Annotated in this window: 24 protein-coding genes; 14 read left to right on the top strand and 10 right to left on the bottom strand. The window is 69.9% G+C overall.

The features are described from left to right. Positions 1–117: 117 nt before the first annotated feature. Complete coding sequence (locus AORI_RS69385) at positions 118–1,191, bottom strand: type VII secretion protein EccE (protein ID WP_016335999.1); 1,074 nt, start codon at positions 1,189–1,191, stop codon at positions 118–120. A 147-nt stretch (positions 1,192–1,338) separates the two neighbouring features. Between AORI_RS69385 and eccB the strand changes: the two genes are divergently transcribed. The 3 genes from eccB to AORI_RS69370 are packed head-to-tail and all read left to right on the top strand — an operon-like array spanning position 1,339 to position 4,153. Continuing rightward, positions 1,339–2,763, top strand: a complete 1,425-nt coding sequence (eccB, locus tag AORI_RS69380; protein WP_016335998.1) for a type VII secretion protein EccB — start codon at positions 1,339–1,341, stop codon at positions 2,761–2,763. Continuing rightward, entirely contained in the window at positions 2,760–3,500 is a 741-nt protein-coding gene (locus tag AORI_RS69375) for a response regulator transcription factor (protein ID WP_016335997.1), read from the top strand. The genes eccB and AORI_RS69375 overlap by 4 nt, the downstream gene beginning before the upstream one ends. Beyond that, positions 3,497–4,153, top strand: a complete 657-nt coding sequence (locus AORI_RS69370; protein ID WP_016335996.1) for a response regulator — start codon at positions 3,497–3,499, stop codon at positions 4,151–4,153. The genes AORI_RS69375 and AORI_RS69370 overlap by 4 nt, the downstream gene beginning before the upstream one ends. Before the next feature lie 20 nt (positions 4,154–4,173). Here the strand turns inward: AORI_RS69370 and AORI_RS69365 are convergent, their stop codons facing one another. Continuing rightward, complete coding sequence (locus AORI_RS69365) at positions 4,174–5,070, bottom strand: SMP-30/gluconolactonase/LRE family protein (RefSeq protein WP_016335995.1); 897 nt, start codon at positions 5,068–5,070, stop codon at positions 4,174–4,176. 68 nt (positions 5,071–5,138) lie between these two features. Here AORI_RS69365 and AORI_RS69360 point away from each other — a divergent pair, with 68 nt between their 5' ends. Next, complete coding sequence (locus AORI_RS69360; RefSeq protein WP_043848277.1) at positions 5,139–5,627, top strand: Lrp/AsnC family transcriptional regulator; 489 nt, start codon at positions 5,139–5,141, stop codon at positions 5,625–5,627. On the opposite strand, the gene AORI_RS69355 is transcribed toward AORI_RS69360, so the two are convergent. Beyond that, positions 5,575–6,369 (bottom strand): carbon-nitrogen hydrolase family protein, encoded by a 795-nt coding sequence (locus AORI_RS69355; RefSeq protein WP_043849062.1) that lies wholly within the window; start codon positions 6,367–6,369, stop codon positions 5,575–5,577. The genes AORI_RS69360 and AORI_RS69355 overlap by 53 nt on opposite strands. Positions 6,370–6,453: 84 nt before the next feature. On the opposite strand from AORI_RS69355, the gene hisD reads away from it, so the two are divergent. Genes hisD through hisB form a run of 3 tightly spaced genes read left to right on the top strand, consistent with a single transcriptional unit; the run spans position 6,454 to position 9,472 of the window. Beyond that, complete coding sequence (gene hisD, locus AORI_RS69350) at positions 6,454–7,779, top strand: histidinol dehydrogenase (RefSeq protein WP_016335993.1); 1,326 nt, start codon at positions 6,454–6,456, stop codon at positions 7,777–7,779. Further along, positions 7,776–8,876, top strand: a complete 1,101-nt coding sequence (locus AORI_RS69345; protein WP_016335992.1) for a histidinol-phosphate transaminase — start codon at positions 7,776–7,778, stop codon at positions 8,874–8,876. Before hisD ends, AORI_RS69345 begins: the two co-directional genes overlap by 4 nt. Then, positions 8,873–9,472, top strand: coding sequence for an imidazoleglycerol-phosphate dehydratase HisB (gene hisB, locus AORI_RS69340; protein ID WP_007029930.1), 600 nt, complete (start codon positions 8,873–8,875; stop codon positions 9,470–9,472). Before AORI_RS69345 ends, hisB begins: the two co-directional genes overlap by 4 nt. 17 nt (positions 9,473–9,489) lie before the next feature. Here the strand turns inward: hisB and AORI_RS69335 are convergent, their stop codons facing one another. From AORI_RS69335 to AORI_RS69325, 3 genes are read right to left on the bottom strand one after another with little or no spacing between them, the layout of a single operon-like run. Beyond that, positions 9,490–10,062, bottom strand: a complete 573-nt coding sequence (locus AORI_RS69335; protein WP_016335991.1) for a dihydrofolate reductase family protein — start codon at positions 10,060–10,062, stop codon at positions 9,490–9,492. Further along, entirely contained in the window at positions 10,062–10,532 is a 471-nt protein-coding gene (locus tag AORI_RS69330; protein WP_016335990.1) for an SRPBCC family protein, read from the bottom strand. Before AORI_RS69330 ends, AORI_RS69335 begins: the two co-directional genes overlap by 1 nt. Continuing rightward, positions 10,529–10,867, bottom strand: a complete 339-nt coding sequence (locus AORI_RS69325) for an ArsR/SmtB family transcription factor (protein WP_016335989.1) — start codon at positions 10,865–10,867, stop codon at positions 10,529–10,531. The genes AORI_RS69330 and AORI_RS69325 overlap by 4 nt, the downstream gene beginning before the upstream one ends. An 88-nt stretch (positions 10,868–10,955) precedes the next feature. On the opposite strand from AORI_RS69325, the gene AORI_RS83945 reads away from it, so the two are divergent. After that, positions 10,956–11,111 carry a hypothetical protein gene (locus tag AORI_RS83945; protein ID WP_016335988.1) on the top strand — a complete coding sequence of 52 codons (156 nt, stop codon included), beginning with the start codon at positions 10,956–10,958 and terminating at the stop codon, positions 11,109–11,111. 53 nt (positions 11,112–11,164) lie between these two features. Then, on the top strand, positions 11,165–11,719 hold the full coding sequence (locus AORI_RS69320) for an NADAR family protein (protein WP_043849061.1): 555 nt from the start codon (positions 11,165–11,167) through the stop codon (positions 11,717–11,719). A gap of 60 nt (positions 11,720–11,779) precedes the next feature. Here AORI_RS69320 and AORI_RS69315 read toward each other — a convergent pair whose 3' ends face one another. Continuing rightward, on the bottom strand, positions 11,780–13,960 hold the full coding sequence (locus tag AORI_RS69315; RefSeq protein ID WP_016335986.1) for an MMPL family transporter: 2,181 nt from the start codon (positions 13,958–13,960) through the stop codon (positions 11,780–11,782). Positions 13,961–14,120: 160 nt separating this feature from the next. On the opposite strand from AORI_RS69315, the gene AORI_RS69310 reads away from it, so the two are divergent. Together AORI_RS69310 and AORI_RS69305 are read left to right on the top strand one after the other, a co-directional pair. Continuing rightward, positions 14,121–14,690 (top strand): TetR/AcrR family transcriptional regulator, encoded by a 570-nt coding sequence (locus AORI_RS69310; protein WP_016335985.1) that lies wholly within the window; start codon positions 14,121–14,123, stop codon positions 14,688–14,690. A gap of 46 nt (positions 14,691–14,736) precedes the next feature. Further along, positions 14,737–15,609, top strand: coding sequence for a prenyltransferase/squalene oxidase repeat-containing protein (locus AORI_RS69305; RefSeq protein ID WP_016335984.1), 873 nt, complete (start codon positions 14,737–14,739; stop codon positions 15,607–15,609). Here the strand turns inward: AORI_RS69305 and AORI_RS69300 are convergent. After that, the gene (locus AORI_RS69300; RefSeq protein ID WP_016335983.1) at positions 15,606–16,154 is read right to left on the bottom strand and encodes an RNA 2'-phosphotransferase; all 549 of its coding nucleotides are present in this window, start codon (positions 16,152–16,154) and stop codon (positions 15,606–15,608) included. The genes AORI_RS69305 and AORI_RS69300 overlap by 4 nt on opposite strands. A 46-nt stretch (positions 16,155–16,200) precedes the next feature. After that, positions 16,201–16,662 (bottom strand): redox-sensitive transcriptional activator SoxR, encoded by a 462-nt coding sequence (soxR, locus tag AORI_RS69295; RefSeq protein ID WP_016335982.1) that lies wholly within the window; start codon positions 16,660–16,662, stop codon positions 16,201–16,203. Between the two features lie 52 nt (positions 16,663–16,714). Here soxR and AORI_RS69290 point away from each other — a divergent pair, with 52 nt between their 5' ends. The 3 genes from AORI_RS69290 to AORI_RS69280 are packed head-to-tail and all read left to right on the top strand — an operon-like array spanning position 16,715 to position 18,741. Continuing rightward, positions 16,715–17,407 carry a thiamine pyrophosphate-dependent enzyme gene (locus AORI_RS69290; protein ID WP_016335981.1) on the top strand — a complete coding sequence of 231 codons (693 nt, stop codon included), beginning with the start codon at positions 16,715–16,717 and terminating at the stop codon, positions 17,405–17,407. A 4-nt stretch (positions 17,408–17,411) separates the two neighbouring features. After that, complete coding sequence (locus tag AORI_RS69285) at positions 17,412–18,302, top strand: transketolase family protein (RefSeq protein WP_016335980.1); 891 nt, start codon at positions 17,412–17,414, stop codon at positions 18,300–18,302. A gap of 10 nt (positions 18,303–18,312) precedes the next feature. Then, positions 18,313–18,741, top strand: coding sequence for an NUDIX hydrolase (locus AORI_RS69280; protein WP_016335979.1), 429 nt, complete (start codon positions 18,313–18,315; stop codon positions 18,739–18,741). Here the strand turns inward: AORI_RS69280 and AORI_RS69275 are convergent. Further along, positions 18,727–19,395: an NIPSNAP family protein gene (locus AORI_RS69275; RefSeq protein WP_016335978.1), complete on the bottom strand. Its 669-nt coding sequence runs from the start codon at positions 19,393–19,395 to the stop codon at positions 18,727–18,729. The two genes, AORI_RS69280 and AORI_RS69275, sit on opposite strands and share 15 nt — an antisense overlap. Between the last annotated feature and the right edge of the window lie 30 nt (positions 19,396–19,425).

Genomic DNA, 19,425 nt, shown 5'->3' with positions numbered 1-19,425 from the left:
GAATAGATCTCTGACTTCGGCGTGGTGCGGTCCCTTTCGCGACGTCAATGCGTCACGTCCGTGGAGGATTCCTTCCCTACCCTCAGAGAAGAAAGGAACCCTCCACGGACCGTCCCCTCAGTTCTCCAGCGCCAGCGGCAGGGTCCGCCGGACCGCCGCCGCGTGCCGTCCGTGCAGCGGGGTGACCGCGATCCCGCCCGGCCGCACCGTTTCCGCCCCCGGCCGCCCGCCGACCCGGATGGTCACCTCGGACTTCTCGCGCCCGCCAGGGGAGCGGTACAGCGTGTACGAAGTCGCGGTGAACGCCGAGCCGGGGACGTGAAGATCCAGTGTCCGCGTGAGATCCCGCTCCGAGCGGGGCCGGTAGCAGACCTGCGACGCGCCGCCCCAGTCCCAGGAACGCCAGCCGTCCACCGGCGCGCCCTGACCGCTGCCGAGCGCGACGCGCAGGTTTTCCGCCACCTCGCCGGCTTCGAGCACGGTGCTCTCGAACCCGGCTTCGGCCAGCGCGCCCATGAGCGACAGCGCCGCGCAGGCGGTGCTCCGCAGCGCGCCCAGTTCCCCGCCGCCCCTGGCGAGCGCCGCGATCGGCGCGTCCTCAGGGCGGTACCGGACGGTGAGCCAGCGGACGCGCAGCACCGACTGTCCATTGGGGACGGTCCAGGTCAGCAGTTGCGCGCTGGACAAAGGGATCCCGGTGCTCGCGTACGCGTCGCGCAGGATGCCGACGAGCAGGTCCGGCGCGGGCGCCATGGCGCCCGGGGTGAGTCGGACGATCGCGCTCCATCCGTCGCTCACCTCGGCGACACCGAACCGGTTGCCCGCGCGGTCGACGTGCTGACGCACCCGGACCGGGCCGGCGATCCGGTGCAGCGGATCGGGGACTTCGGGTTTGGTCCGGCGCTTCAGCCGGTAACCGGCCCAGGTGAGCACCCAGCCCGCGGCGTGGCGTCCGGCGAAGCGGACCGACGTCGTCAGCACGAGGACGCCGGCGACGGCGGCGACGCTGATCCGCGCGGCCTGCGGGATCCCGTCGACGGTGAAGGCCAGCAGGATCGCGATCCCGGCGATCTCCCAGAGCGCCGCCTGCAGCGGGCGGACCGGCAGCAGCCAGGGCAGGGGAGCCGCGCCCGCGACACCTCGCGCGGGAGCGTGTTCCTGGACCGGGCGGGCCGGGGCATCAACCGACAAGGAATTCCCCTTCTCCGTGCACGCGCCCGACGGTAGCCCCGCCCCGCGCGGGGGAGGGGCGTAAAAAATACCCTCACCGCGAACCGGGGCCGGACCTAACGTGAGCACCCTCGAAACGGGTGGGCACGAACGGCGGGGGACGGGAGCGTGTGGACGCAGCGGGACCAGATCCAGGCCTACCAATTCCTCCGCAGGAGACTGGTTTCGGCACTGGTCTCGGCTGACGCCAACCACCCGGTCGCCCCGAGCCGCAGGCTCGTCATCGGCACCCTGTGCGGGCTCGGTGTGGCGTTGCTGGTCACCGCGGTGTTCGGCGTGATCGGCCTGCTGAACCCCTCCGGCGGCAAGGACTGGCTTGCGGGCGGCAAGGTGATCGTCGAGGAGGGCACCGGCGCGCGCTACATCCTCGGCCAGGACGGCGCTTTGCATCCGGTGCTCAACTACGCCTCCGCGCGGCTGATGGCGGGCGGCAACGGCGAGGCCACTGTGACCGTCCCTTCGGACAAGCTCGCGAAGGCGCCGAGGGGTTCGCAGATCGGCATCCCCGGCGCCCCCGATTCGCTGCCCGCGGCGGCCGCGCTCGTGAAAACCCCGTGGACGGCCTGTTCGCGGACGACCCAGGACGCGCCCGCGTCGGCCGAACCGGAGACGACGGTGCTCCTCGGCGCGCCCGCCGCCGGGATCGACCTGCCGAGGGATCAGGCCGTCGTGGTCCGCGTCCCCGAGGGGGAGCGTTATCTCGTGACGGCCGGGCGCCGCTACAAGCTCACCCCGGAAGCCGCCACGGCGTTGCAGTTCGACACCTACCCGGCGATCGCGGTGTCCTCCCGGTGGATCGGCACCGTCGCCGCCGGACGCGATCTCGCCTACCGCGCGGTCGAGGACGCCGGGCGGCCCGGCCCGAAGGTCGGCGGCACCGCGACGAAGGTCGGCTCGGTGCTCGGCGTCATCGACGCGATGGCGTCGCCCAACGACGCGACGTCGTACTACCTCGTCCACGCCGAAGGGCTCGAACCGATCGGCCAGACCGAGGCGAGCCTGCTGATCAACACCCCGCAGAACGCCGACGCCTATACCGGCGTCCCGGCGCCCGTCGCGGTGCGCGCGGCCGACGTCGCCGTGGTGGCGAAGGTCGGCACGGCACGGGCGGGCGGGGCCGATCCCGCGGAGTATCCCGATCGGATCCCGCGAAAAGCGCCCGTTACCGGACAGTCCGTGACGTTATGCGCACAGGGTTCTCGAATCGTTATCTCCGCACAGGTCCCGTTGCCGCAAGGTGCGAAGGCGATCCCGGTGACCGCGCGGACGGACGCGTTGGTCGCCGACGCCGTCTTCGTGCCCCCGTCGGGAGGCGCGGTGGTGGCGGAATCCGGTTCCGGCACGGTCTACGTCGTCACCGACACGGGCCAGAAGTACCCGGTGGCGAGCACTGAGGCACTCGCTTCCCTCGGCTACGGCCAAGCCGAACGGCAACCGGTTCCGAATGGATTGCTGGCACTGGTTCCGCGCGGTCCCGCGCTGGATCCGGCGCAAGCGGGCCGTGCGGTGTCCGCGGCGGGTGGGACGGGGTGATCGGGAACGTGCAGAGGACCGAAGACAGGCCGGAGACCGACCGGGTCGACGTCGCGGTGATCGAGGACCATCCGCTGTACCGGCACGCCGTGGTCCGGGTCCTCACCGAGGCCGACGGCATCGAACTGGGCGCGGTGGTCGATTCGGTCGCCCGGTTCCACGTCCACCCGCAGCCGCCCGGCAGCGTGGTGCTGCTCGACCTCGGCCTGCCGGGGATCGCCGGGGCGGCGGCCGTGCTCCAGGTGTGCGAACTGGGACATCACGTGCTCGTGGTGTCCGCGCAGGCCGAGCCCGAGCAGGTGCTCGGCGCGATCGCGGCCGGTGCCAAGGGTTTCCTGTCCAAGGACGTCGACGTCGACGAGCTGCTGACCGCGATCAGGACGGTCGCGCGCGGCCGGGCCTACGTTTCCGCGGTGGTGGCCGGAATGATCATCAAGGACAACGCCGACCGTCCCGCGTCGGCTCCGGACGTCGCGCTCTCCGCACGGGAGAAGCAAGTCCTGCGGCTCGTCGCCGCGGGCGAACGCGACGTCGACATCGCCCGCATCCTGGGCATCGGAGTTCGGACGGTCCGCGGTTACCTGGACCGGATCCGTGACAAACTCGGAGAGAGAAGGCGGGCCGGTCTGGTCCGCAAGGCCATCCAGCTCGGGCTCGCGTCTCCGCCGGAGGTGCCCGGTCCGTCTCGGCCGGTCGCGCCCCGCGCCGACGCGGGCGGATTCGAAGGACGCCGGTGAACGCAGACGAGCAGCAGCCGAAACGCAGTACGCCGATCAACGTCGGGGTGATCGAAGATCATCCGCTGTACCGGGACGCGGTCGCACGTGTCCTCACCGAGGCGCCCGACATCGAGCTGGGCGCCGTCGCCGACTCCGTCGCGCGGTTCGCCGTCCAGGAGCAGCCTCCCGGCAGCGTCGTCGTCCTCGACCTCAAGCTGCGGGGTGTCCAGGACGCCGCCGCGGTGCTGGAGGTGGGACAGATGGGGCACAAAGTGCTCGTGGTGTCCGCGCACGCCGAACAGCCCGAGGTGCTCGGCGCCATGCAGGCCGGGGCGAAGGGCTTCCTGTCCAAGGACGTCGACGGCGACGAGCTCCTGCGCGCCATCCGCACCATCGCCGAAGACAACGCGTACGTGTCGCCGACGCTGGCCGGGATGATCATCCAGGACAGCGAAGACCGCCACGCCGGGCCCAAGATCGTCCTGTCCGAACGGGAGAAGCAGGTCCTGCGGCTGGTCGCGGCCGGCGAGCGGGACGTCGACGTGGCGGAGATCCTGAACATCAGCGTGCGGACGGTGCGGTCCTATCTCGACCGGATCCGGGACAAGACCGGCGAGCGGCGGCGCGCCGGCTTCGTCCGCGTGGCGATCCGGGAAGGCCTGCTGCGCTAGCCCCCCACGCATTTCGTCCTCTAAATGCGTGGAGCGGAGAAGTTCACCCGCAGCGTGTACACCGAACTGGACGCGGTGATGAACAGGTCGTTCCGCCGCGGCCCGCCGAAGGTCAGGTTCGAACAGACCTCCGGTACCCGCAGCTTCCCGATCCTCGTGCCGTCGGGCGCGAAGCAGTGCAGGCCGTCGTGCGCAGCCGCCCAGAGCCGCCCGGCGGCGTCCAGCCGCATCCCGTCGAAACCGCCGGCGTCGCTCGTCGCGAAGACCTCGCCACCGGAGAGCCGTCCGTTCTCCACCGAGAAAACCCTGATGTGGCTGGGTTTCTGCCGCGTGTCCGCGATGTAGAGCAGCGACTCGTCGAGGGAGAACGCCAGCCCGTTCGGGCGCGAGAAGTCGTCCGCGACGATCCGCACCGAACCGTCCACCGGATCGACGCGGTAGACGTGACAGGCGCCGATCTCGCTCTCGGCTTGATGGCCTTCGTAGTCGCTGTCGATGCCGTAACTCGGGTCGGTGAACCAGATCGCGCCGTCCAAGGACTCGACGACATCGTTGGGGCTGTTGAACCTCTTGCCCTGATAGGTCTCCGCGAGGACGGTGGTCGTGCCGTCGTGCTCGGTACGCGTCACCCGGCGGCCGCCCTGTTCGCAGCTGACGAGCCTGCCCTGCCGGTCGACGGTGTGCCCGTTGTGGAATCCGGCGGGCTCGCGGAACACGCCGACCGCGCCCGTCGTCTCGTCCCAGCGCAGCACCCGGTCGTTCGGGATGTCGCTGAACACCAGGTACCGCCCGGCGGGGAAGTAGGCGGGGCCCTCGGTCCACCGGCAGCCGGTGTGCAGCCGCCGCATCCACTCGTCCCCGTTGACCCGGGCGAATCGCTCGTCGAGCACCTCGAACTGTGCCTTGACCATGTCCATGAGAACCCCAGTGCTCCGAATGAGATATTGCGATCATCCTGAACCGCCGAACTTGATATGGTCAAGCCATGGATGACGTAGATCGCATGTTGCTCACTGCGTTGCAGCAGGACGCGACGCAGGCGTACGCCGCGCTCGGCAAGGCGGTCGGGCTGTCCGCGGGCGCCGCGCACGAGCGGGTCCGCAAACTGCGCGAACAGGGCGTCATCCGGCGCACGACCGTCGACGTCGACCCGGCGGCCGTCGGCCGGGGCGTGATGGCGTTCGTGCTGGTCGAGGCGGGCTCGTGGATGGGCGACGCGCCGACCAAGGCCGCGCTGGAGGCGCTTCCGGAGGTCGTCGAGGCGCACATCATCGCGGGCCCGGCCTCGCTGCTGGTGAAGGTGCGCACGCCGACCACCGAGGAGCTTCAGGCGTCCTTGCGCAGGCTGTACGCGATCGAGGGCGTCACCGGGACTCAGACGATCGTGGTGCTCGAATCCTTCTTCGAGCGATCGGTGGACGCTACAGGCGACGGTTCGCCAGAACGCCCGTCGCCGCCCGCGCCTTCCCGCTGATCGCGGGGTCGAGATCGACGACGACCAGTTCCGCCCCGGCGCCCAGCTGGGTGTGGACGCGGCCGAAACCGTCGGACACCGTGGAATAGCCGATCCCGGTCGGCGCCTTGGGGTTCACCGGGGTCGACGTCGTGGCCGGATCGGCCTGCCCGCAGCCCAGCACCCAGCAGCCGGAGTCGAGCGCGCGGGCGCGCACCAGCACCTCCCACTGCTCGCGTTTGCCCTCGCCCGCGCCCCAGGACGTGGGCACGAGCACGATGTCGGCGCCGTCGTCGGCCAGCTTCCGGAACAGTTCGGGGAAGCGGATGTCGTAACAGGTCGCGAGGCCGAAGGTGACCCCGTCGACCTCGAAGGTGACGGGCGCGGTGCCCGGGGCGACCGTGTCGGACTCGGCGAACCCGAACGCGTCGTACAGATGGATCTTGTCGTAGCCGAAATGGTGTCCGGCGCCGGTGACGAGCAGCGTGTTGCTCACGCGCCCGTCGGGTGACGGCGTGAACATGCCCGCGACGACCACGACGCCCTGCTCGTCGGCGAGGGCCGCCACTGTGGACGCCCAGGGACCGTCCAAGGGTTGCGCGACCGGCGCGAGCGGGATGCCGAAGCGCGCCATCGCCGCCTCGGGGAACACCACGATCCGCGCGCCCTCGGCCGCCGCGGCCGTCACGCCTTCGCGAATCAGCTTCAGGTTCGTTTCGGGATCCTCGGCCGCCGTGAGCTGGCACAACCCGATTCGCGGCACGGAGGCCTCCCTCATCGTGGGATCGCTGGTCACCACCCCAGTGTGCCTGCTCGGGGCGATCCGGCCACCTCGTACCCTTGACCCATGCTGAACCGTACCGACCTGCGTGGACAGGTCCCGTCCGTTGCCGAACTCAGGAGCACGCTCCCGCGTGCCGAGTACGACGTGGACGCGGCGCTGCATCACGTACGGCCGGTGGTCGAGGCGGTCCGCGATCGCGGCGTCGAAGCGGTCCTCGAGTACACCGAGAAGTTCGACAAGGTGCGTCCCGGCGGTGTCCGCGTGGCCGCCTCGGAGCTCACCAGCGCGCTCGCGAACCTGGACCCGGCCGTCCGCGAGGCGCTGGAGGAGTCCATCGTCCGCGCCCGCAAGGTCCACGGCGATCAGCGCCGTCAGGACGTCACGACCGAGGTCGTCGACGGCGGCACCGTCACCGAGCGCTGGATCCCGGTCGAGCGCGTCGGGCTGTACGCGCCGGGCGGGCTCGCGGTGTACCCCTCGACCGTGGTGATGAACGTCGTCCCGGCACAGATCGCCGGCGTCGGCACGCTCGTGCTGTGCTCGCCGCCGCAGGCCGCGTTCGGCGGGCTCCCGCACCCGACGATCCTGGCGGCCGCCGAACTGCTCGGCGTCGACGAGGTCTGGGCCGTCGGCGGCGCGCAGGCCGTGGCGCTGCTCGCGTACGGCGGCACGGACACCGACGGCGCGACGCTGGAGCCCGTCGACATCGTCACCGGGCCGGGCAACATCTACCTCACCGCGGCCAAGCGGCTGCTGCGCGGCATCATCGGCATCGACTCCGAGGCGGGCCCGACCGAGATCGCGATCCTCGCCGACGAGACCGCCGACCCGGTGCACGTCGCCGCCGACCTGATCAGCCAGGCCGAGCACGACCCGCTCGCCGCGAGTGTGCTGGTCACCACGTCCGAGGGGCTCGCGGACGCCGTCGACAAGGAACTCACCGGGCGCGTCGCCGCGACCAAGCACTCCGAGCGAGTGACGGAGGCCTTGGGCGGCAAGCAGTCCGGCGTCATTCTGGTGTCCACTGTGGACGACGGGATCCGCGTTGTGGACGCGTACGCCGCCGAGCACCTGGAGATCCAGACCGCGGACGCGCGTGCGGTGGCGGCTCGCGTGCGCAACGCCGGTGCGATCTTCGTCGGGGCGTACGCGCCGGTCTCGCTCGGCGACTACTGCGCCGGGTCGAACCACGTCCTGCCGACCGGCGGATTCGCGCGGCACTCGTCCGGGCTCTCGGTGCAGAGCTTCCTCAAGGGCGTGCACGTCGTCGACTACAGCCAGGACGCGCTGCGCGAGATCGCCGGCCGCGTCGTCGCGCTGGCGAACGCCGAAGACCTGCCCGCGCACGGCGAGGCCATCACGGCACGGTTCGAGGGAGAGCGGGCATGAGCATCGGCGAGGAGATCACGCTCGACGCGCTTCCGCTGCGGGAGGACCTGCGGGGCAAGACCCCGTACGGCGCACCGCAGCTCGACGTGCCTATCCGGCTCAACACCAACGAAAACCCGTACCCGCCGCCGGACGCGCTGGTGGCCGACGTCGCCGAGGCCGTCCGCGCCGAGGCCGCTTCGCTGCACCGCTACCCGGATCGCGACGCCGTCGCGCTGCGCCAGGACCTCGCGGACTATCTCGCGGTGTCCACCGGCGTGCTGGTGTCGGAGTCGAACGTGTGGGCCGCCAACGGATCCAACGAGATCCTGCAGCAGATCCTGCAGGCCTTCGGCGGTCCCGGCCGGTCGGCGCTGGGCTTCGAGCCGTCGTACTCGATGCACCCGATCATCTCGGCGGGCACCCGCACCGACTGGCTGCCGGTGCCGCGCCGCGACGATTTCACGCTCGACACCGAGAAGGCGGCCGCGCTGGTGGGCGAACGCCGTCCGGACATCGTGTTCGTGACCAGCCCGAACAACCCGACCGGCGGGTCGATCCCGTTCGGCGAGTTGCGCGGGCTGCTCGAAGCGGCGCCGGGCATCGTGGTGGTCGACGAGGCGTACGCGGAGTTCTCGTCGCAGCCGAGCGCCGTCGAGCTGATCGAGGAGTACCCGGCGAAGCTGATCGTGTCGCGCACGATGAGCAAGGCGTTCGCCTTCGCGGGCGGACGGCTCGGCTATCTGGCTGCCGCGCCCGCGATCGTCGACGCGCTGCAGCTGGTGCGCCTGCCGTACCACCTCTCGAAGCTCACGCAGGCCGCCGCGCGCGCCGCGCTGCGGCACGCGGACGCCACCCTCGCCTCGGTCGCCAAACTCGCGGCCGAACGCGACCGCGTGGTGGAATCGTTGCTGGGCTTGGGATTCACGCCGGTCCCGAGCGACGCGAACTTCGTCCTCTTCGGACGGTTCGCGGACGCGCCCGCGACCTGGAAGTCCTATTTGGACAACGGTGTGCTGATCAGGGACGTCGGCATCGCCGGGCACCTGCGGGTGACCATCGGCACGCCGGAAGAGAACGACGCCTTTCTCGAGGCCAGCAAGGAGGTGCCGCGATGAGTCGCGTCGGCAAGGTGGATCGCACCACCAAGGAATCGTCCATTTCGGTCCAGCTCGACCTGGACGGCACGGGTCAGGTGGAGATCGACACCGGTGTCCCGTTCTACGACCACATGCTCACCGCGTTCGGTGTGCACGGCTCGCTCGACCTCAAGGTGCAGGCGACCGGTGACGTGCACATCGACGCGCACCACACCGTCGAGGACACCGCGATCGTGCTCGGCCAGGCGCTGCGGCAGGCGCTCGGCGACAAAAGCGGTATCCGCCGGTTCGGCGACGCGTGGATCCCGATGGACGAGACCCTCGCGCACGCCGCGATCGACGTCTCCGGGCGCCCGTACTGCGTTCACCTCGGCGAGCCGGAGCAGTTCAACAGCTTCACCATCGGCGGGAACTACCCGTTCGTGCTGACGCGGCACGTGTTCGACTCGCTGTCGTTCCACGCGCAGATCGCGCTGCACGTGCGGGTGCTGCACGGCCGGGACCCGCACCACATCGCGGAGGCCGAGTACAAGGCCGTCGCGCGGGCACTGCGGGCCGCCACCGAGCCGGACCCGCGGGCGGGCGGCATCCCGTCGACGAAGGGCGTCCTCTGACTACCGCATCCAGAGGACTAAATGCGTCCGGTGGGGCGGTAGGTAGTGAGCTGGACACCGGACGGGGTCGTCGTGGACCCGACGAAGTCCAGGGTCTGGGCAGGCGTTCCTTCGGCGAAGAAACGCTTGCCCGTGCCCAAAAGGAGCGGATAGACGGCCAGTACGACTTCGTCCGCGAGCCCGTTTTCGAGCAGGGGTGACGTCAGCGTGGAACTGCCGGACAGGATGAGGTCGGGGCCGTCCTGCGCCTTGAGGCGGCGGACGCTTTCGACGACGTCCGGGCCGACTCCCTCGAACGGACCCCATTTCAGGCTTTCCGGTCGATGGGTGACGACGAACTTCGTCGCCGCCTTGAGCCGGTCCGCGAACGGCTCGCTCGGCGCGTCCGGCCAGGATTCCGACCAGAGGTCGTAGGTGTGACGGCCGAGCAGCAGGTCGAAGCTGTCGGTGTGCGCGGCCAGGAGGGCTTCCCGGCCGGCGGGGGTCCGGTAGGGCATGTTCCAGCCGCTGTACGGGAAGCCGTTCTCGTCGGCCGAATGCTGGATCACGCCGTCGAGCGAGATGTGCTCGATGATCTTGAGCCTTCTCATCAAGCCTCCAGCAGTGCGTCGAGCTGGGGCATCGCGGCGCGGAAGCCCTCTTCCATCCCGGGGATCGTCTTCTCCATGGCTTCGACGCTGGAAAAGCGCGTCACATGGATCATCCGGGATCCCGTGGAGGTCGTCTCGAAGGTGAAAGTCATCGAGGTGGGCATGTCCTCGTCGTTGTCGTCGCCGTCTTCCGCCTCGAAGAAGCCGATGGGGTTCACCTCGGTGAACTTCCAGGAATTGGGCCACTTCTCCCCGTTGGGCCCAGTCAGGAAGTACTCGGCGCGGCCGCCCGTCCGGAAATCGTGATGAGTGAACGTGGCGGGCGCGAACGGCGGCCCCCAGAAGCGTTCCAATTGTCTTGGATCCTCCCAAGCCGCCCAGAGGCGCTTTTGCGAAACGGAAAAGTCCGCCACGACGGTGAGGTGGAGTTTCTCGGGATCTTTGGTGACCGAGGTGATCGGCATCGTCATTCCCCTTCCCGGAGGACATCGTCGAGCTGCGCCACCCGTTGGCGCCAAAGGACTTCGTAGGAATCGAGAAGCTCGGTGGCGCGCTGGAGCCGCTCGCGGTCGGTCGACACCAGCTGTTCGCGCCCGTGGGCGCGCTTCCGCACGAGACCCGCGCGCTGGAGCACGGCGACGTGTTTCTGCACCGCGGCGAAGCTCATCTCGTAATGCGCGGCGAGCTCGGAGACCGACGGCGCTTCCGCGATCGCCCGGGCCAGGATGTCGCGGCGGGTGCCGTCGGCCAAGGCGCGGAAGAGCTGGTTGAGCGACTCCTCGTTCTCCTCGCGAAGTACAACCATGTGGTTGTACGTTAGCCGGGTCCGGTCCCGGCGGCAAGGTGCGAGCCCGGCGCGATCCGGCTCGCTGGCGTGTGGCAGGGTGACGGTCGTGAGTAACACGACCATCGCTGTGCTGCTGTTCGCGCTCGGCGGCTTCCTGATCGGCGGCGTCTACGCGACCTGGAAGAGCGTCAAGTTCATGGCCGTCGTGCTGGGGATCGGCGCGCTGCTGGCCATCGGCGGCGCCATCGCCTGGCTGGCCTGACCGGCCTGGTAAATCGGCTGCGCGCCGCGACGTCGGCGAGCATGCTGTCCGGCATGTCCGGAAACCCGCGCTCGGTCGCCGAGGTCGTCCGGCTCCAGCGATCGGGGAGCCGCGTCAAATTCCTGTACTTCTGGGGTCATCAGCCCCGGCGTGACGGCACGGTCGGGCCCGAATGCTTCAGTCAGTGGTGGCCTGCCCGGTTCGCCGCCGACGGCGAAACCTTCCCGACGGCCGAGCACTACATGATGTGGCGCAAAGCGGTCCTGTTCGACGACGCCGAGAGCGCGGCGCGGATCCTCGGCGCCCGGCATCCGCGCGAGGCCAAGGCGATGGGCCGCGAAGTGCGGGGATTCGAGCAGGCACGCTGGGAGGACGAGCGCTACGGCATCGTCCTCGACGGAACGGTCGCGAAGTTCGGACAACACCAGAACCTGCGGGACTTCCTGCTCGGCACCAGGAATCGCGTGCTGGTCGAGGCCAGCCCGCTGGACACCGTGTGGGGGATCGGGCTGGCGGCCGACCATCCGCACGTCGAAAACGCCGAACGCTGGCGCGGGCTGAACCTGCTCGGCTTCGCGCTGGGAGAGGCCCGCGCGGCACTCGCCTGAACGCCGTGAAGGCCTCCTTGAGGGACCCAGAGTCCCTCAAGGAGGCCTTCACGGACGGACCTACTTCGTGGCGTCGACCAGCTCTCGCTCATCAGGCGCATCAAGCTGCTTCGCGAGCTTCTCGCCTTCGACGTCGACATCGGGCAGCACGCGGTCCAGCCACTTCGGCAGCCACCACGCACCGCGGCCGAGCAGCGACATCAGCGCCGGCACGATGGTCATCCGGATCACGAACGCGTCCACCAGCACCCCGAAGGCCAGCGCGAACCCGATCGACTGGATCAGCGAGGACTCCGCGAGCACGAATCCGGCGAACACACTGATCATGATCAGCGCGGCGGCGACCACGACGCGGGAGCCGTGCCGGAAACCGGTCACCATCGCCTGCTGCGGGTCGGCGCCGTGGACGTATTCCTCCCGCATCCGGGTCACCAGGAACACCTGGTAGTCCATCGCGAGCCCGAACAGCACACCGATGAGCAGGATCGGCAGCATGCTCATGATCGGCCCGGTCGTCTTCACACCGAGCAGGTCGGTGAGCCAGCCCCACTGGAACACGGCCACCACGGCACCGAACGTCGCGACCACCGAACCGAGGAAGCCCAGCGTCGCCTTCAGCGGCACGACGATCGACCGGAACACCAGCATCAGCAGCAGGAACGCGAGCCCGACGATCAGCGCGAGGTAGGGCAGCATCGCGTCGGCGAGTTTCTCCGAGACGTCGATGTTGGCCGCGGTCTGGCCGGTCACCGCCAGCGACGCACCGGTGGCCGTGCCCAGTTTCGCGTTCAGGCCGCGGATGTCGCTGACCAGGTCTTCGGTCGCGGTGCTGCTCGGGCCGCTCTTCGGGATGACGGTCAGCAGCGCCAGGTCACCGTCGCGGTTGGTCCTGGGCGGCGTGACGATCGGGCGTTCGGGGAGGCCGCCGATACCCGCGGCCGCCTGCTGGAGCGCGGCTTGCCGGTCGGCGCTGCCGCTCAGGTCGACGACGATCACCAGCGGGCCGTTGGCGCCCTCGCCGAAACTGCGGGCGACGGTGTCGTAGGCCTTGCGCTGGGTGGTGTCCGGCGCGGCGGTGCTGTCGTTCGGCAGGCCGAGCTGCATGCTCGCGGCGGGCACGGCGACGATCGCGAGCCCGGCGATCGCGGCGATCAGCACCGGGATGCGGTGGCGGGCGACGAATTTCGCCCAGCGCTCGCCGTGTGTCGTCTCGCTTTCCTTGCGGCGCAAGCGGATCTTGCCGCCCGCCAGTTTGGCGCCGGCGAAGCCGAGCACGGCTGGCAGCAGGGTGAGCGCGATGACGACCGCGATCGCGACCGTGATCGCCGCCGCGATGCCCATCTCGCCGAGGAACGGGATGCCGACGACGGTCAGGCCGGCCAGCGCGATGATGACGGTCAGCCCGGCGAACACCACGGCGGAGCCCGCGGTGCCGGTGGCGCGGCCGGCGGCTTCCTCCGGATCGCGGCCGACGGTGAGTTCGTGGCGGTAGCGGGAAACGATGAAGAGCGCGTAGTCGATGCCGACGGCGAGGCCGATCATCAGCGCGAGCACCGGCGTGTTCGTGTTCAGTTCGAGGAAACCGGACGCCGTCGTGATGCCCGCCATGCCGATGCCGACGCCGATGAGCGCGGTCAGCAGCGGGATCCCGGCCGCGAGCAGCGAGCCGAAGGTGATGATCAGGACGACCGCGGCGACGGCGACCCCCAGGCCTTCGGTGGCGTTGGTCGCGGGCATCGCCTGCACGGCGTCACCGCCGAATTCGACGGTGTACCCGGCCGCCTTGGCGGAATCGGCGGCGGCCATCAGGCCGTCGCGGTCGGCGTCGGTGAGCTCGAAACCCGGCACGCGATAGCTGACCTGCGCCAGCGCCACATGCTTGTCGGGCGAGATCGCCTGCACCTGCAACGGGTCGACCACCCCGGCGACCTTCGGCGCGTCCTTGAGTCCCTTGACGAGGCCGGCGATCGCCGCTTGCCCGTTCGCGTCGGTGATGTCGCCGGGCGTCGAGATGACGACGCGCCCCGTCGCGCCACCGGCGGCGGCCTCCGGGAACCGGTCGGCGAGCTGGTCGATCGCCTTCTGCGACTCGGTGCCGGGGATGGTCACCGAGTTCGAAAGCTGGCCGGACAGGGTCAGCGCTCCCGCGCCGAGGGCCACCAGGACGGCGGCCCACACCGCCGTCACCAGTGCCCGGCGCCGGAACGAGAACCGGCCCAGGCGGTAGAGGAAGCTGGCCACGAAAGTCTCCCGTTCACTCGATCAGGTTCATTCCAAGCTAGCCGATCGGCTAGGGGCCTACAAGCCGATCGGCAAGTGTGTGACTAGCCGCACGGCTAGTACTCGTTTGGCCACGCGGGCACGCTTGACGTAATCTCCGACGGCTGAACGAGGAGGGAACATGGACGTCGTCCACGCGGAGGACACCCGCACGCGACTACTGGGCACGGCGTTGCGGTTGTTCACCGAACACGGCGTGGAAGGCACCTCGCTGCAGATGATCGCGGACGCCCTCGGCGTCACGAAGGCCGCCGTCTACTACCACTTCAAGACGAAGGCGGAGATCACCGAATCCGTCGCCGAGCCCGTGCTGCGCGAGCTGGAGGGCATCGTCGACGACGCGCGCGCCCAGCGCACCCGGGGCGCGCAGATCGACCACCTGCTGGACGGTTTCGTCGATCTCGTGGTGCGGCACCGTTCGCTGGTCGCCCTGTTCTCCAGCGACCCCGGCATCGCCCGCGCGATCGAGAAGTCCGTGCACAGCTCGGACAGTTTCAAGAACCGGCTGCTGGAGATCCTGGTCGGCCCGGATCCGGATCTCACCGCGATCGTCACCGCGCAGGTGCTGCTGGCGGGGATCGCCGTCGCCGGCGGCTCGCCCGAGGTCGCCTCGCTCGACGACGAGACGCTGCGCGAAACGCTCTTGGCCGTCGGGCGCAAGCTCTACAACCGTCCGCGCCGCCGCTCGTGACCGATGTGTTCAAGACAGCGGCCGCGATCCACGCGACCCTGTCGGTATGAACATCGATCTGAAGACGGCGGCCACGTTCATGGCCACCCAGGCCCGGCTACTCGACAGGCGGCGCTTCGAGGTGCTGTTCCGCGACGGTGATCCGGCGGCGGCGCTCGCCGCGCTGGAGGCGTATCGCAATCCCGACGGTGGTTACGGTCACGGGCTGGAACCCGATTGCCGCTCGGCGACGAGCCAGCCGGGTGGCGCGCTGCACGCTTTCGAGGTCTTCGCCGACGTCGGCCCGGTGATCAGCCCGCGCGCGGCCGGACTCTGCGACTGGCTCGACTCGATCACCCTTCCCGACGGCGGGATCCCGTTCGCGCTCCCGATGCCGGATCCGTTCGGCAGCGCGCCGTTCTGGGCGAACGCGGATCCGTCGGTCTCCTCGCTGCAGATCACCGCGATCGTCGCGGCCACCGCCCATCGCGTCGCGGCGCACGATCCCGCGGTCGCCGCGCATCCGTGGCTGGCGAAGGCGACGGGCTACTGCCTCGGCGAGATCGAAAAGCTCGATGAGACACCGCACGCGCTCGTGCTCGCCTTCGCGATGAAGCTGGTGGACGCCCTGGGCGACACGCGTCTGGTCGAGAAGCTCGGCCGGTTCCTCCCGGCCGACGGGGTGGTGGCCGTCGGCGGCGGAATCGAGGGCGAGGCCATGCGCCCGCTCGATTTCGCCCCGGAACCCGGCGGCCCGGCACGGAAGCTGTTCCGGCCCGAGGTCATCGAAGCGGATCTGCGGCGGGTGGCGGGCGGCCAGCACGAGGACGGCGGCTGGCGGGTCGACTACGCCAGCTATTCGCCCGCGGCCGCGCTGGAGTGGAACGGCATGTTCACCGTGGGCACGCTGGGGCTGCTGCGGGCCAACGGCCTCGTTTAAGGGAGCCGCCGCAGGAACTCCGGCGGAACGGCGGCGGTGAGCCAGACACCGTTGGCGCTGACCTGGAATTCGTGCCCGGCGGCGGTCATCTCCCGTGCGCCGACGGCGAGCAGCACCGGGACGCCACGCCGGGCCCCGACGGCTCGCGCGGTGTCCACGGTCGCCGAAAGATGCACGGCGTGCCGGTTCATCGGCCGGAGTCCCTCGTGCATGATCGCGTCGAGGAACCGGGACACCGTGCCGTGGTAGAGCACGTCCGGCGGGATCGCCGCGGGCAGCGCGAGGTCGACCTCGACACTGTGGCCCTGGCTGGCGCGGATCCGAAGCCCGTCCTCGTCGAAGGCGAAGCGCCGCTTGTCGTTGCCCTCGACGACTTCGTCGAGTTCGGCGCGCGTGAGCTTCAAGCCGTTGCGCCGCAAGGCCGCCAAGAGCGTGTCGACTTCGACCCAGCCGTCGGGGGTGAGGGTGATCCCGATGTCGCCGGGTGCGTGCCGCAGATGCCGGGAGAGTCGTTTCGAGACCCGGATGAGGTGTTTCTTGTCCATTTCGAGTCCTAGTGACCCACAGCCGGCCCCCGCGTGGCAACGGAATTCAGATGCCGCCCTCGGAAGCCGGGCGCAGTTTGCCCGCGCCGGGGCCGAACCGCGACATCTGGTCGTCGGCGTTGTAGAGCCCGCAGCTGCGCAGGGAAAGGCAACCGCAGCCGACGCAGCCGGTCAGCCTGTCGCGCAGGCGCTGCAACGCGTCGATCCGCGCGTCGAGCTCGTCCTGCCAGCCCCGTGAGAGGCGGGCCCAGTCGGCCTTGGTGGGGGCGTGGTCCTTGGGTAGGGTCTCCAGTGCCGAGCTGATGTCGTCCAGGCTGAGGCCGACCCGTTGCGCGGCGCGGATGAAGGCGATCCGGCGCAGCACCGAACGCGAGTACCGCCGCTGGTTGCCCGCGGAGCGCTCGGAGCTGATCAGCCCTTTGTCCTCGTAGAAACGCAAAGCCGTATGGGGCACGCCGCTGCGGTCGGCGACCTGCCCGATGCTCAGGTGTTCAGCCAGTCTCGTCACGTCGCCAGGCTAGCCTTGACTTCGACCTAAGTCGAGGTTGCAACCTCGGTTCATGACCACTGACATCAAGACCGGCTACGAGGATCTGCCGCGGCTGATCTCGCTGATGACCGGGGACGAGAAGCATCAAGCCGCCGCCGAGTCCACTGTGGACGTATTGTGGGTGCTCTACGACCGTGTGCTCGACATCACCCCGGAGAACGTCCGCGAGCCCGGCCGCGACCGCTTCCTGCTGTCGAAGGGCCACGGCCCGATGGCCTATTACGCGGTGCTGGCGAAGAAGGGCTTCATCCACGAGGAGGAACTCGCCGACTGGACTTCGGCCGAGTCCCGGCTCGGCCACCATCCGGACCGGGCGCGGCTGCCCGTGGCCGAGATCTCCAGCGGTTCGCTCGGGCACGGCCTGCCGCTGGCCATCGGCACGGTGTTCGGCCTGCGCGCCAAGGGATTCCGTGACGCCAAGGTCGTCACCCTGGTCGGCGACGCGGAACTCGACGAGGGCTCCAACCAAGAGGCCATCGCGGTCGCCGGCCGCATCGGCATGCCGCAGCTGACCGCCGTCGTCGTCGACAACTCCTCGGCCACGCACGGCTGGCCCGGTGGGATCGCGCGCCGGTTCGAGGTCGAGGGCTGGACCACGCGCACCGTCGACGGCCGTGATCACGACGCCCTCCACGAAGCCTTCACCACCCCCCATCCGGACCGGCCGCTCGCCGTGGTCGCGACCGTCGAGCGAAAGGCCTGAAGCCGTGAACATGCGTGACACGTTCCTGGAAGCCGCCGCCGAAGTGCTCGACACCGACCCGAACGTCGCCGTCGTGCTCGCCGACATCTCCGCGGCACAACTCGCCTTCGCCGCGAGGAAACACCCCGACCGGGTGCTCAACGTCGGCATCCGCGAACAACTGATGATGAGCACCGCGGGCGGGCTGGCGCTGGCCGGGATGCGCCCGATCGTCCACACCTTCTCGTCGTTCCTCGTGGAGCGGGCCTTCGAGCAGGTCAAACTCGACCTCGGGCACCAGGACGTCGGCGCCGTGCTCGTGTCCTCGGGCGCGTCCTACGACATGCCGACCGCCGGGCGCACGCATCAGGCGCCCGGGGATGTCGCCCTCATCGACACGCTGCCGGGCTGGACCGTGCACGTGCCGGGACACCCCGAGGAAGCACGGCGGCTGCTGCTCGAGTCCATCCCCGGCACCGGGCGCGTCTATCTCCGGCTTTCCGCGCAGGAGAACGCCAAAGCGCATCTGGGCGCGGGACTCCAGACGCTGCGCGAAGGTACGCGAGGAGTGGTGGTGGCCGTCGGGCCGATGCTCGACAGGGTGCTGGAAGCGACCGCCGGCCTCGACGTCACCGTGCTCTACACCTCGACGATCCGGCCGTTCGACGCCGCCGGGCTGCGCTCGGCCGTCGAGGCCGCGGACAGCACCGACGTCGTCCTGGTCGAGCCCTACCTCGCGGGGACCTCGGCGCACGCGGTGGCGGACGTCTTGTCCGGAACGCCGCACCGGCTGCTTTCCCTCGGCGTCCGCCGCGACGCGGAGGTCCGGATCTACGGCGAAATGGCCGACCACGACCTCGCGCACGGTCTCGACGCCGGCTCGATCGCCTTGTCGGTCAAGGAATTCCTCCGCTAGCGTCACCGGGATGACGAAGATCCGCCCGCTCGCGCTCGGGGTCATCCGCCGCAGCGAAGACCTTCTCGTGTTCGAAGGCCGTGATCACACCAAAGGCGTAACCTACCACCGGCCGCTCGGCGGCGGGATCGAGTTCGGTGAGACCGCCGCCGAGGCGCTGCACCGCGAATTCCAGGAGGAACTCGCGGCGGAGCTGACCTCGGTCGAGCAGATCGCCGTGCTGGAGAACGTGTTCACCTTCGAAGGCAGGCCGGGGCACGAGATCGTGTTCCTGTTCACCGCCGACCTCATCGACAAGACGTTCTACGAGCGCGACGAGGTCGGCGTCGTCCTCGACGACGGCGCACGCGTGCACTGGCTGCCGATGGCCGACGTGGCGAGCGGCAAGGCGATCCTCTACCCGGACGGACTCGCGGACCTCCTTTCAGCGCAGGACTGAGCGCGCGGTCGGGGCCAGTTCCAGTTGCTGCCAAGGGCGTTCGAGCTTGTCCGCGAGTTCCGCGCCCACCCCGGCGAGGACTTCCCGGTGCTCTTCGGCGGGCTTCGAGAACCAGACGAACACCGTCTCGTCCTCCCGCACGGGAAGCCGGGGGAAGGTGTTCTCCGCCGGCTCCGTTTCGAAGTGGCCGAACGTGTCCACACCGGAATCCCGCAGCCTGGGGGCCACGGTGTCCGCGAAGTACGCGGAGAACTCCTTGACCGGGACGGCCGGATGGCACACCGTCGCCAGCACCCGGGACTCCCCGCCGCCGCCGGGCGCGGGGAAGCCGGGCCCGGACGGGCGCAGCAGGAGGACGTCCGAGGCGTCGATCATCGTCTCGTTCGCCGCCGGGCCGTGCGCACGCCAAACCGGCCCGCCGTAGAACGCCTCGAGCGCGGCCCGCCTGGTGGCCATGTCTCGGAAACCGCGCAGCCACACGAACTTGTCCGGCTCCGCCGGTTCGCGGAAGAGGCCGAACAAGCGCATGCCGCAGGCTTCCTGGCTCTCCACGAACTCGCGCTCGAAGAGCTCGATCAGCTCGTCCCGGCGGCCGGGGTGCAGGGTGTACCGGCGCAGCTCGACGACGGACTGGAACTCGGGGGAATCGACCATGTGCGGACCATAAAGGCCCGCACCGACAGT

The sequence above is a fragment of the Amycolatopsis keratiniphila genome (assembly GCF_000400635.2).
Lineage (GTDB): Bacteria > Actinomycetota > Actinomycetes > Mycobacteriales > Pseudonocardiaceae > Amycolatopsis > Amycolatopsis keratiniphila.
The sequence above is the reverse complement of the archived record's forward strand: the minus strand, read 5'-3'. Positions and strand labels throughout refer to the sequence as shown.